The organism is Dactylosporangium sp. NPDC049140 (assembly GCF_040648435.1).
Window position 1 is genome coordinate 1 of record NZ_JBEZDS010000052.1, and the last position, 12,330, is coordinate 12,330.

Below are 12,330 nucleotides of genomic sequence, written 5' to 3' on the forward strand. Positions count from 1 at the left end.
GCTGACCCAGGCGGCATCATCGGGCGTTGGTGGGTAGCGACCTTCATCGCTCAAGCCTGCCTCGATCATGCCTACCGTCAACGCAACAGAGCCCTCGCCGCCGACCTCGCGCAGCGCCGCGACGAGCCGGGCGGAGTCCGGCGCGGCGCGGTCGACGGCGGCGCGGTCGCGGATCGGGACGAGGAGGTGGCCGGCGCCGGTGGACACCACCCGGGCGGGCCGGTCGGGCACCAGGTCGTCTTCGGCGAGACCGAGCGCGGCGGCGAGCCCGGCCCGGTCGGCGGCCTCGGCGCCGAAGACGGGCGCGGACTGGTCCATCGTGACGACGGGCGCGGCGGGGTCGGGCAGGCGGACGTGCACCGGCAGGATGTCCTCGCCGATGAGCTGCGTGAAGGCGCCCTCGCCACCCTCCAGGGCGAGCCGGCCGGAGGAGGCGAGCCACAGCCAGGCGCCCAGCGCGTTGTGCCCGGCGCCGAAGACCTCCTCGCCGGTCGGGGTGAACGAGCGCAGCCGCCAGGTCGCGTCCGGCCGCGGCGAGCGCAGCACGAACGTCGTCTCCGACTGGTTGAACTCCCGCGCGACGGCCCGCATCTGCCCGTCGGTCAGGGCGTCGGCGTCGGGCACGAGCGTGAGCGGCGCGCCGGTGAGCGGGGACGATGCGAAGACGTCGACGTAGGCGAAGTCGATTTCGGTCACGGCCCGTACGGTACGCGGCGCCAGCGCACCGGTGCGTCCCGTCCGGCGCGCACGGCCCCGGCCGCGGCGAGGTGGTGCAGGTGCGCCAGCGTCTCTGCCAGGGCCATCCGGCGCATCATGCCGCGCAGCGCATCCCAGCCGCGGGACCAGGTCAGCCCGGCGGCGACGTCCCACGCGCTGGGATCGCCGAGGCGGTCGATGACGCCGAGGATCTCCGCGCCGCGCTCGTCGTGGTGGCGGACGAGCTCCGCGGCCCGGTCGTCGATACCCCGGAACCGGTACTCGTGCGCCGGCAGCGCCTCATCCGCGCCGAACTTCGCGATCTGCTCCAGCGAGGCCACGTAGTCGCCGAGCGGGTCGCCGTCGCCGCCGGCGTGCACGCCGATGTTGGGGCTGATGCGGGGCAGCAGGTGGTCGCCGGTGAGCAGGATGCCGGCGCCGGCGTCGTGCAGGCAGATGTGGCCGGGAGTGTGCCCGGGCGTCCAGACGGCGCGGACCTCGTGCCGCGCGAGGGGCAGCAGGTCGCCGTCCTCGATGGCGCGGTCCGGCTCGGCCATGCCGAGGATGTCGCGCATCCGCTCCGGGTCCAGCGCCAGCCGGTCCGCCTCGTCCCCGGGCACGCCGTGCCGGACCAGCCACGCGCGGTCGGACGCCGGCCGGCGGTCGCGCCACACGCGGCCCGGCAGCGACGCCGCCTCGACCGGGTGCATGCCGATCCAGGCGCCGCCGGCCTCGCGCAACCAGCCGCTGAGCCCGTGGTGGTCCGGGTGCATGTGGGTGACCACGACGCCGGTGACGTCGCCGATGCCGGCACCCGCGGCGCTCAGCCCGGCCGCCACGGCCTCGCGCCCCTCTGGGGTGTCCCAGCCGGGATCGACCAGCAGCACGCCACTGTCGTCGATGAAGGCATAGCTCAGGGTGTACCGCAGCGGGTTGTGCGGTATCGGCACGGGTATCGACCACACGCCGGGCCGGACCCGCTCGACCGGCGGCAGGACGCGCCGCTGCCACGCCTCGTGCTGTGCGGTGCCGGTGACGATCACGCGCCGGCCGCCGTGGGTGCGGTGACGGCGCGCAGCAGGAAGTCGACCAGGCGCCGGGCATGGGCCGCCGAGTCCTGGGCCAGCGCCTCGCGCAGCTGCGGCGGCGTGCTCAGCGCGTGCATCATCGCGCCGCCCGCCAGGGTGTCCAGCAGCAGCGTGACGGAGGTGCCGGCGGGCAGCTCGCCGCGGCCGATGCCGCGGCGGACGATCGCGCGCGCGGCGAGGATCTGCGCCGTGCCCATCGCCGCATAGTGCTCGGCAACGCCGGAGATCGTGCCGGCCTCCAGGGACAGCCGCAGCGCCGCGCGGCTGGTCGGGCCGGCGTACAGGTCGAGCATCTGGGTAGCCAGCTCGACCAGGTCGCCGTGCACGGTGCCGGTGTCCACATCGCTGATCTTCGGCAGGCCGGCCGTGAGCGCGTCGGTGAGGAGTGCCTCCTTGGTACTCCACCGCAGATACAGCGACGCCTTGCCGACGCCGGCGCGCCGGGCGACGACCTCCATCGCGAACCCGGCCCACCCGGCGTCGCCGAACACGTCCAGGGCGGCCCGGGCGATCCGGCGGTCGACGTCCGGATCGCGGGGCCGGCCGGCCGCCGGCGGCGTAGCGCTCATCGTGGTTCCTCCGCTATTGCTGAACGGTTTCCGTCAGGATAACATTCGGCTTATATGAACGGTAGGCGTTCAGTAATGGAGGGTCCAAGATGACACCGGACGAGCTCGCCGCACTGTCCGACTCGGTACGCGGCGTCGCCGCCCGCCACTGGGGCTCGGCCACCGCCGCCGGGACCGGCAAGCTCGGCGACCTGTACTCGGCCGGTGAGGCCCAGGGCTGGTTCGGCATCGGCGCCGACGACGACCTGGGCGCCGCGCTGACGGTGACCCGGGCGCTGGGCGCGCTCGCCTGCCCGCTGCCCGTCATGGACGCCTTCGTCGCGGCGCGCCTCGGGCTGACCGGGCGGCGGGTCCTGGCCGGCACCGCGCTGGAGCACCTGGACGCGGCCGGCGACGCCACGCACGTGCTCCACCTGGGCGAGGCGGCGCTGTACGAGATCGCCGAGCGCGAGGAGCAGCCCGGGCTCGCCGTCCCGACCTGGTCGCGGGTCCGGCCCGGCCCGCTCGTGCTGAGCGTCCGGATGACGGACCGGCAGCGCGACGAGAGCATCGCGCTGCTGCGGCTCGGCCTGGCCGCCCGCGCCCTCGCCGCGGCGCAGCGCGCGCACGAGATGGCGGTGGAGCACGCCAAGACCCGCCGGCAGTTCGGCGCGCCGATCGGCTCGTTCGGCGCGGTACAGCAGCGCGCCGCGACCTGCCAGATCGACGTCAGCGCCGGCAACCACCTCATCGACCGGGCCGCCGGGGCCTACGCCGCCGGCCGGGACGACTGGCCGCTGCAGGCCGAGATCGCCGTCGAGTTCGTCGCCGCGGCCGCCCGCCGGGTGCAGCTCGGCGCGCACCACACCCTGGCCGCGATCGGGTACTTCGAGGAGCACGAGGCGCCGTGGCTGTTCCGCCGCGTGCACGCCGACGTCGCCCGCCTCGCCGACCTGCGCCCGGCCGCCGGCAGCGTCGCCGACGTCCTCGTGGAGACGGGCTCGCCCCTGCCGGCCTTCGACGCCGGCGAGGTGGGCGAGCGCTTCCGCCGCGAGGTCCGCGACGTGATCGCGGCGTGCGACGACGCGACGATCGCCGACGAGATGGCCGGGCGTGGCTGGTTCGGGATGGGCTGGCCGGAGACGGCCGGCGGCCGCAACGCCTCCCTTGCCGAGCAGGTCGTGCTGCACGAGGAGATCACCTATGCCCGGGCGCCGGTCGTGCTGCAGCTCGGCTCGGTGATGCTGCTCGGCGGCTCGATTCTGCGCCACGGCAGCGCGGAGCAGCAGGAGACGTTCCTTCCGCTGATCCGGGCCGGCAAGCTGCGCTTCTGCCTCGGCTACAGCGAGCCCGAGGCCGGCTCCGACCTGGCCTCGCTCAAGACCCGCGCCGACCGCGACGGCGACGGCTGGGTGGTCAACGGCCAGAAGCTGTGGACCACCGGCGGCCACCGGGCCAGCCACGTCTGGCTCGCCACCCGCACCGACCCGGACGCCAGCCCACCGCACGCCGGCATCACGGTCTTCCTCGTGCCGATGGACACCCCCGGCATCACCGTGCAGCAGCACCGCGCCCTGTCCGGCGAGATCTCCTGCACCGTCTTCTACGACGACGTGCGCATCCCCGACAGCTATCGGGTCGGCGAGGTCAACGGCGGCTGGAAGGTCATCACCGACGCGCTCGCCGGCGAGCGCGTGCTCATGGGCGGCATCGCCGCGAGCCTGCTGCGCCAGCTCGACGACCTGCTCGCCGTCGTACGCACCGACCCCGACGCGTGGGTCGGCCCGCGCGGCTCGGCCCGCCGGGCCCGCCTCGGCGAGCTCGCCGTCACCCTGCAGGCCAACCGGGCGCTCGTCGCCGCCGCCATCGGGGCCACCGCCGGCGGCCGCGGCGCCCGCCTGGAGGCGCCGATGGCCGGCGTCCTCGGCGGCGAGCTGGCCGAGCAGTTCGGCGAGGCGATGCTCGACATCCTCGGCCCGCAGGCGGCGCTGAGCGGGGACGTGCCCGGCGGCGGAGCCTTCGAGTACGGCCTGCGCCTGTCGATCATGTACGTCGTCGGCGGCGGCACCAACGACATCCAGCGCGGGCTGATCGCCCGCGGCCTCGGCCTACCCCGCTAGACACCCCCTTGGAGCAGCACATGTCGTCCGACATCACCGGCGAGCGGCTCAACAGCCTCTTCCGCCCCCGAAGCGTCGCGCTGGTCGGCGCCGCCAACAAGTCCACGTTCTCCGCCCTGGCCTACCGCAACCTCGTCGAGTTCGGCTTCGACGCGCACACGTTCCTGGTCAACCGCCGCGGCGCGGAGACGCACGGGCGGGCCACGGTCACGTCCTGCCGGCAGATCGGCGAGCCGGTCGACGTGGCGTACCTGATGGTGCCGCAGGCGGGCATGCCGGAGGCCCTCGATGACGCCGCGGCCGCCGGCATCCGCAACGCCGTCGTGCTCTCCTCCGGCTACGGCGAGGCCGGCGACGCGGGCCGCGCGGCCCAGGAGCAGCTCGTCGCCCACGCGAAGTCGCTGGGCATCGCGCTGCTGGGCCCGAACATGCTCGGCTTCGCCAACTTCGTCGACCGGATCCCGGTCTGCTCGATCCCCGGGCTGCCCGCGGTCGCCGGCCCGGTCGCGCTGCTGTCGCAGAGCGGCGCCAGCTCCGCGGCGATGCTCGAGTTCGCCACGATGGTCAACGTCGGCCTGTCCCACATGGTCACCCTCGGCAACGAGGCGATGATCACCGCGGGGCACGTGCTGGACTTCCTCGTCGACGACCCGCACACCCGGGCGGTGGCCATCTTCATGGAGACCGTCCGCGACCCCGAGGTGTTCCGCCGGGCCGCGCGCCGCGCCGCCGAGGCGGGCAAGGCGGTGGTCGTGCTCAAGGCCGGCAGCAGCGAGCTGTCCGCCCGCACCGCTGCCGCGCACACCGGCGCCCTCGTGGGCGACGACCGGGTCATCGACGCGGTCTTCGCCGAGCTGGGTGTCATCCGGGTCGACAGCATCGAGGACATGCTCATCACCGCCGGCGCCGCGGCGGCCCTGGGCCGGCTGCAGCGCCCGGGCATCGGCATCGTGTCCATCTCCGGCGGCGCCTGCGACATCATCGCCGACCGGGCCGAGGACCTCGGCGCCGCCCTTCCCGAGCTGGCCGAGCCGACGCGCGCCACGCTCGCGCAGATCATGCCGGGGTACGGCACCGTGCAGAACCCGCTCGACGTCACCGGCGCCGCCATCATCGACCCGAGCATCTTCACCCGCTCCATCGAGGCGCTGTCGAAGGACCCGTCGATCGGTGTGGTCGGCGTCGTGCAGGGCGTGCCGTGGATCGACGAGGGGCAGCCCTACTTCGGCCAGATGTTCATCGACGCCATCGGCGCCGGCATGTCCGCCGCGGCCTGCCCGGCCGCGTTCATCAACCAGGTCATGCAGCCGATCACCGACCACACCCGCGCCATCATGGCCAAGGGCGGGGTCCCGTACGTGATCCCCGGGCTGCGCCAGGCGGTCGTCGCCCTGCGCAACGTCGCCTGGTGGTCCGAGGCCACCCGCTCGACGGCGGCGCCGACGCCGGCCGCGGCCGTCACGGTGCCGCCGGCGGGCGGCCGGCGGGGCCAGTGGTCGGAGGACGCCGCCCGCCGCCTGCTCACCGACGCCGGCGTGCCCGTCGTCCCGGGCCGGTTGGTCACCTCGGCCGAAGGGGCGGTCGACGCCGCCGCCGAGCTCGGCCGGCCCGTCGCCCTCAAGATCGTCTCGCCGGAGATCCTGCACAAGAGCGACATCGGCGGGGTGCGGCTCGACGTCGCACCGGACTCGCCGAGCGTCCGGGCCGCGTATGCGGCGGTGACCGCTGCGGCCGCGACGGTGCCGGGCGCCCGCCTGGAGGGTGTGCTCGTGAGCCCCATGCGGCGCGGCGGCGTCGAGCTGCTCGTGGGCGTGGTCCGCGATCCGCAGTGGGGTCCGATGCTCGCCGTGGCGTTCGGCGGCATCTACGTCGAGATCCTGCACGACTCCGTGCTCTCCCCCTTGCCGGTCACCCCGGCACAGGCCCGCGGGATGCTCGAGCGGCTGCGCGGCATCGCCCTGCTGCAGGGCGCCCGCGGCGGCACGCCCGCCGACCTGGACGCCGTCGCCGCCGCCGTCGCCCGCGTCGGCGACCTCGCGCTCGCACTCGGCGACGACCTCGAGTCCCTGGAAATCAACCCCCTGCGTGTCGAGGGCAGCAGCGTCGAGGCGCTCGACGCCGTCGTCACGTGGACGCGAAAGGACCAGTACTGATGCGCACCGCCCTGACCGAGCTGCTCGGCGTCGAACACCCGATCGTCGGGTTCAACCGCTCGCCCGCCGTGGTCGCCGCGGTCACCAACGCCGGCGGCTTCGGCGTGCTGGCCGGCTCCGCGTTCACCCCGGAGGAGCTCGACGCCCAGCTCACCTGGATCGAGGAGCAGGTCGGCGGCCGGCCCTACGGCGTGGACCTGCTCGTGCCGGAGAAGTTCGCCGCCGGCGACCCGGACAACCTCATCGCCAGCCTGCGCGCGCAGATCCCGGCCGAGCACTTCGCGTTCGTGCAGGAGTTGCTGCAGCGCTACGACATCCCGCCCGTGCCGGCGGGCACGCGCAGCTTCGACGAGATCGCCGCGAGCATCAACCCCGCCGGCGCCACCGCGCTGCTCGACGCCGCGTTCAAGCACGACATCAAGCTGTTCGCCAACGCCCTCGGCGCGCCACCGCCGGAGCTGGTCGAGCGCTGCAAGGCCGCCGGGGTCGTCGTGGCCGCGCTGGTCGGCCAGGCCAAGCACGCCCGCCGGCAGCTCGAGGCCGGCGTCGACGTGCTCATCGCGCAGGGCACCGAGGCCGGCGGGCACACCGGCACGATCGCGACCATGGTCCTCACCCCGGAGATCGTCGACATCGCCGGCGACCGGCCCGTGCTGGCCGCGGGCGGCATCGCCTCCGGGCGGCAGATGGCGGCCGCGCTCGCCCTCGGCGCGGCCGGGGTGTGGACCGGCTCGGTGTGGCTGTCCAGCGAGGAGGACGTCGCCAACCAGGCGATCAAACGGAAGTTCCTCGCCGCGACCAGCAACGACACCCTGCGCTCGCCGACGCGCACCGGCAAGCCGGCCCGGCAGCTGCGCACCGCGTGGCATGACGCGTGGGAGGCCGCCGGCAGCCCGAGGCCGCTGCCGATGCCGCTGCAGCCGCTGCTGGTCAACGAGGCCTGGCAGCGCATCGACGCCGCCGCCGAGGCCGGCCACGAAGGCGCCCTGGAGCTCGAGTCGTTCTTCATCGGCCAGGTCGTCGGCTCGTTCACGCAGGTGCGCCCGGCCGCGGACATCCTGCGCGCGATCGCCGCCGACTGCGAGCGGCGCATCGCCGACCTCGCCGCACTGCTCTGACCGCCCGAGCCCCAGGAGCCACCGACATGTCACCGAACCTCGACGACCTGGACCCGCGCACCCCGATCGTGGTGGGCGTCGGGCAGGCGTCCGAACGCCTCGACGCGCCCGGGTACCGGCGCCGCTCCCCCGTCGACCTGGCCGCCGACGCGGCCCGCGAGGCCCTGAGCGACGCGGGCGCCGACCCCGCCGCAATCGCCGCCGCCGTCGACACCGTCGCCGCGACGCGGCAGTTCGAGCACTCGACGCCCATGGCCCGAGCGCCGCTCGGCCGCTCGGACAACTTCCCGCGCTCGGTCGCCGGGCGCCTCGGCGCCGACCCGCGCCGCGCCGTGCTGGACGTCAGCGGTGGGCAGAGCCCGCAGCACCTCGTCAACGAGTTCGCCGCCACCGTCGCCGCGGGCGGCGCCGAGGTGGTGCTGCTCGTCGGCGCCGAGGCCATCTCCACCGTCGAGCACTACGCCAAGGCTGAGGACCGGCCGGACTTCACCGAGCACGCCGACGGTTCCCTGGAGGACCGCGGATACGGGCTGCGGGGCCTGGTCTCGATGCACCACGCCGCGCACGGGCTGGCCGACGCGCCGAGCCAGTACGCGCTGTTCGACAACGCCCGCCGGGCCCGGCTCAAGCTGAGGCGCGAGGAGTACGCGGCCGCGATCGGCGAGTTGTTCGCCCCGTTCACCCGGGTCGCGGCGGCCAACCCGCACGCGGCGGCCCCGGTCGAGCGCGGCGCGCCGGAGCTGGTCATGCCGAGCGAGGCGAACCGGCCGATCGCCGACCCGTACACTCGCTACGTCGTCGCCCGGGAGAAGGTCAACCAGGGCGCCGCCGTGCTGCTCATGTCGGTGGCCGCCGCCCGCCGCCTCGGCGTCCCCGCCGACCGGTGGGTGTTCCTGCCCGGCCACGCCGACCTGCGCGAGCGCGACCTCATGCAGCGCGCGGACCTTTCGAGCGGTCCGGCCTCCGTCATGGCCGCGCGCCATGCCCTCGACGTCGCGGGCATCGGCGCCGGCGACCTCGCCGCGATCGACCTCTACAGCTGCTTCGCCGCGCCGGTGTTCAACATCGCCGACGGCCTCGGCCTGGCCCCGGACGACCCCCGCGGCCTGACCGTCACCGGCGGGCTGCCGTTCTTCGGCGGCGCCGGCAACAACTACTCCATGCACGGCATCGCCGAGATCGTCCAGCGCGTCCGCCGGGCCCCGGGCAGCTACGGGCTCGTCGGCGCCAACGGCGGCATCATGAGCAAGTACTCGGCCGGCGTCTACACCACCACCCCGTCGCCGTGGCGGCCGGACGACAGCGCCGCCCTGCAGGCCGAGATCGACGCCTGGCCCGCGCCGGACGAGGCCCGCCAGGCCGACGGCTGGGCCACCATCGAGACGTACACCGTCAAGCACGGCCGCGACGGCCGCCGCACCGGCATCATCATCGGCCGGCTGGAGGCCGACGGGCGCCGGTTCGTGGCCCGCACCGACGACCGCGACACCGCCACAGTCGAACTGCTCGCCACCGGCGAGCCCATCGGCCGGCGGATCTACGCGCGCTCGTTCGGCTTCGGCAATCGGGTCGCCGTCGACGAGGCCGCCATGGACGCGCTGTTCCCGCCCGAGCCGGCCGTGCTGCGCGACCGGTACGAGCACATCCTCATCCGCCGCGACGGCCACCTGCTCGAGGTGACCATCAACCGGCCCGAGGCCCGCAACAGCCTGCACCCCATGGCCAACGACGAGCTCGACCACGCCTTCGACGCCTACTTCGCCGACGACGAGCTGTGGGTCGCCATCCTCACCGGCGCCGGTGACAAGGCGTTCAGTGCCGGCAACGACCTCATCTACTCCGGCTCCGGCAAGCCCATGTGGGTGCCCAAGAACGGCTTCGCCGGCCTGACCGGCCGCCGGCACATGCCCAAGCCTGTCATCGCCGCCGTCAACGGCTTCGCCATGGGCGGCGGCTGCGAGATCGCCCTCGCCTGCCACCTCGTCGTCGCCGACGCCACCGCGCAGTTCGCGCTCAGCGAGGTCAAGGTCGGCCTGATCGCCGGCGCCGGCGGGGTCGTGCGCCTGCCCCGCACCGTCCCCGTCAAGCTCGCCAACGAGATGATCCTCACCGGCCGGCGGCTGAGTGCGGACGAGGCCCTCGCGCACGGCCTCGTCAACCGCGTCACCGCGGCCGGCGGGGCCCTCGACGGCGCCCGCACCCTGGCGGCCGAGATCCTGGAGTCCTCGCCCACCTCGGTGCGCATCTCCCTGCAGGTGATGGAGGAGACCCGCGGCATACCCGACGTCGTCGACGCCGTCACCCACCACAGCCCCGCCCTCGACGAGCTCATGGTGAGCGCGGACATGGTGGAGGGGCTCACCGCCTTCGCCCAGAAGCGCCGGCCGCAGTGGCGTAACCGCTGATCAGGGAGCCGGCCGGCCGGCGCGGTTGGACAGGACCGCGCGGCCGTGCTCCTCGACCCAGCGGGCGAGGCCCCCGACGGGGTCGAGCAGGGTGCGGCCGAGCGGGGTCGTCAGGAGGTGGCGGCACCGTGCGCAGGGCGCGGCCGGTCGTCTCGTCGCACGCCGCGGCGAGCAGCAACAGGAGATGGTGCGGCACCCAACAGGTTGCCCAGATGCACATCGGCCGGGGTGTAGGCCGGAGACACCGAGAACCGGATCCCGAACAGGTAGTCCGTCAACGTCCAGTCCGTGCATAGCGCCCGCATCTGGGTCTGCCAGGTATGCCGATGGGTGTCGATCAGCCCCGGTGCGACAATGTGCCCGGACGCGTCGATGACCTCGGCGTCGACCTCGCCCAGCGACGGCGCGACAGCTGCGATGAGCCCGTCCTCGACGAGAACATCACCTTGGGCCAGTACGCCGATGTCCGGATCCATCGACAGGATGTGCCCACCCCGGACGAGGGTGCGTTGCGTCGCCATGATGACCGCGTACCCTAGAGACATCTGCTGGTTACCGGCCTGTGACGACCGTCATCAGCAGCACATCACCCCAGGCCAACGGCGATCATCAGCCAGAAAAGTTGCGGTCCAGGTCCGGACACGAACTGCCTGCCGGGCTTGTCCCGGAGCTTGCCCACCCCGGGTCAAGCAGCGGGCAAGGAGCGGACGATTGCCGCCGCACGGCGAAACGCGGCCACGGCCGGCCGGCGATCCCGGCTGCAGGTGGCGACAGCGATCTCCACCGGCGGTCCCTCCGCCGGCACAAAACGGACATCAGGTCGCGGGTAGTAGCGGGCAGCCGCCGCCGCGTGCAGAGACACCCGGCCGGTCGTCGCCACCGCCGTGGGGACGGCCGCCGGGTGTCGCACGCACGGTGCGCCGGCGACTCGCGCGGAACCGACCCACGAGGCCAACAGCGGCTCCCGGCCACCCACCTCCAACCACGGCAGCTCCGCCAGATCGCCCGACGTCAAGAACGACGCCCCAGCCAGTTCCGACCACGCCGGGACCACCGCGACCCGCGGCGAGGACAGGATCGGCTCGAAGTCGACCCCGTCCAACTCCCCCACGAACTGGACAACGGCGACATCCACCTCACCCCGGCGCACCGCGTCGTACTGATCCGTCAAATCCAAGTCGCAATACTGCAAGGACAGGCCCGGCTGTTGCACGCCCACCGCATCCCGCAGCGCCTGCCAGCGGTCAGCCGCACCGAACCCCAGAATGCCCACCCGCAACGAGCTTGTCTCCGGGCCCGGCTCCTCGGCAGCAATCTGGCGCAACCCCTCTAGCTCCGCCAGCACCACCCGGGCACGCCCGACAAACCGCGCACCCGCCGAGGTCAGGCTGACCCGCCGGCTGGTCCGCTCGAACAGGCGGATCCCGACCTCACGTTCCAGCCGCTGCACAGCCTGCCCGAATGGTTGGGCGGAGATGAAATGACGCTTCGCTGCCCTGCCGAAATGCAACTCCTCGGCCAACGTCACCACGTACCGCAGCGCCTGGATCTCCATCAACCCTCCGCCCCGAGCTACCGGCCAACAGTTCGGCGGCATCACCGGCAGTGCGAGAGTACGTCCCGCTGGCGGGAAAGCAGCGCCCGGACAGACCCAGCACTGGTCAGCTGTCCAGAACCACTGGACCACGCAGCGCCAGCGCCTCGCCGGGTTCTACAACCCGCGCTTGGTTGCTCCGGACCGGGGCACCAACCTGCGCGACGCGGAACGGGCGAAAATCGAGGTCAGCAACCGGGAACACCCAGGTCAGGCTGACCGCTGAGGGCGTCGGGAGAGCGCAGGGCCATCTCCAGCCGGGGGCACGTCACAGAACTGTGCACAGCCTACGGGCACGCTGGTGATTGAAGCCACGTTCCCGCTGCCACCGCCGCGAACCCGGCGTTGATCGCTCGATGCCCCCGACCGTCAGAACCGGGACCATCGTGGTGACCGATGGTCTCGTGGACGCGACACCATCCGCCTCGTGTGCTGGCCGCAACCGTACGTCCACGTCAGCCGGTCGCCCATGTCCGCCATTTGACTAGATGCCGCCCACGGCGGAGAGCGCGGCCGACTCCGAGCGCCACGCGGTCAGAGCGCCGTCCGTGTCGGCCCATCGGTAGGCCAGCAGCGGGCTGCCCGGCCCGGGACCGAGCTGTGACACC

General features: G+C 73.7%; 10 protein-coding genes. 4 read left to right on the forward strand and 6 right to left on the reverse strand.

Annotated elements, in window-relative coordinates; all coding sequences use genetic code 11:
* The 3 genes from AB0B76_RS48020 to AB0B76_RS48030 form a co-directional block, all read right to left on the reverse strand.
* The coding region (locus tag AB0B76_RS48020; protein ID WP_360389469.1) for a PhzF family phenazine biosynthesis isomerase at positions 1 to 696 on the reverse strand (696 nt) is incomplete at its 3' end.
* A complete protein-coding gene (locus AB0B76_RS48025; protein ID WP_360389472.1) occupies positions 693 to 1,739 on the reverse strand; it encodes an MBL fold metallo-hydrolase in 1,047 nt (348 codons plus the stop codon). The genes AB0B76_RS48020 and AB0B76_RS48025, both read right to left, overlap by 4 nt.
* Positions 1,736 to 2,353 (reverse strand): TetR/AcrR family transcriptional regulator, encoded by a 618-nt coding sequence (locus AB0B76_RS48030; RefSeq protein ID WP_360389475.1) that lies wholly within the window; start codon positions 2,351 to 2,353, stop codon positions 1,736 to 1,738. Before AB0B76_RS48030 ends, AB0B76_RS48025 begins: the two co-directional genes overlap by 4 nt.
* Positions 2,354 to 2,442: 89 nt before the next feature.
* Here AB0B76_RS48030 and AB0B76_RS48035 point away from each other — a divergent pair, with 89 nt between their 5' ends.
* The 4 genes from AB0B76_RS48035 to AB0B76_RS48050 are packed head-to-tail and all read left to right on the forward strand — an operon-like array spanning position 2,443 to position 10,128.
* The gene (locus AB0B76_RS48035; protein ID WP_360389478.1) at positions 2,443 to 4,452 is read left to right on the forward strand and encodes an acyl-CoA dehydrogenase family protein; all 2,010 of its coding nucleotides are present in this window, start codon (positions 2,443 to 2,445) and stop codon (positions 4,450 to 4,452) included.
* Between the two features lie 20 nt (positions 4,453 to 4,472).
* Positions 4,473 to 6,605, forward strand: coding sequence for an acetate--CoA ligase family protein (locus tag AB0B76_RS48040; RefSeq protein ID WP_360389481.1), 2,133 nt, complete (start codon positions 4,473 to 4,475; stop codon positions 6,603 to 6,605).
* Positions 6,605 to 7,723 (forward strand): nitronate monooxygenase, encoded by a 1,119-nt coding sequence (locus tag AB0B76_RS48045; RefSeq protein WP_360389484.1) that lies wholly within the window; start codon positions 6,605 to 6,607, stop codon positions 7,721 to 7,723. Before AB0B76_RS48040 ends, AB0B76_RS48045 begins: the two co-directional genes overlap by 1 nt.
* 26 nt (positions 7,724 to 7,749) lie before the next feature.
* Positions 7,750 to 10,128, forward strand: a complete 2,379-nt coding sequence (locus AB0B76_RS48050; RefSeq protein WP_360389487.1) for an acetyl-CoA acetyltransferase — start codon at positions 7,750 to 7,752, stop codon at positions 10,126 to 10,128.
* Positions 10,129 to 10,238: 110 nt separating this feature from the next.
* Here the strand turns inward: AB0B76_RS48050 and AB0B76_RS48055 are convergent, their stop codons facing one another.
* The 3 genes from AB0B76_RS48055 to AB0B76_RS48065 all read right to left on the reverse strand — a co-directional run bounded on the left by AB0B76_RS48055 (position 10,239) and on the right by AB0B76_RS48065 (position 12,329).
* The gene (locus AB0B76_RS48055) at positions 10,239 to 10,649 is read right to left on the reverse strand and encodes a hypothetical protein (protein ID WP_360389490.1); all 411 of its coding nucleotides are present in this window, start codon (positions 10,647 to 10,649) and stop codon (positions 10,239 to 10,241) included.
* Positions 10,650 to 10,813: 164 nt separating this feature from the next.
* Positions 10,814 to 11,683, reverse strand: coding sequence for a LysR family transcriptional regulator (locus tag AB0B76_RS48060; protein ID WP_360389492.1), 870 nt, complete (start codon positions 11,681 to 11,683; stop codon positions 10,814 to 10,816).
* A gap of 523 nt (positions 11,684 to 12,206) precedes the next feature.
* Positions 12,207 to 12,329 carry a hypothetical protein gene (locus AB0B76_RS48065; RefSeq protein ID WP_360389495.1) on the reverse strand — a complete coding sequence of 41 codons (123 nt, stop codon included), beginning with the start codon at positions 12,327 to 12,329 and terminating at the stop codon, positions 12,207 to 12,209.
* Between the last annotated feature and the right edge of the window lies 1 nt (position 12,330).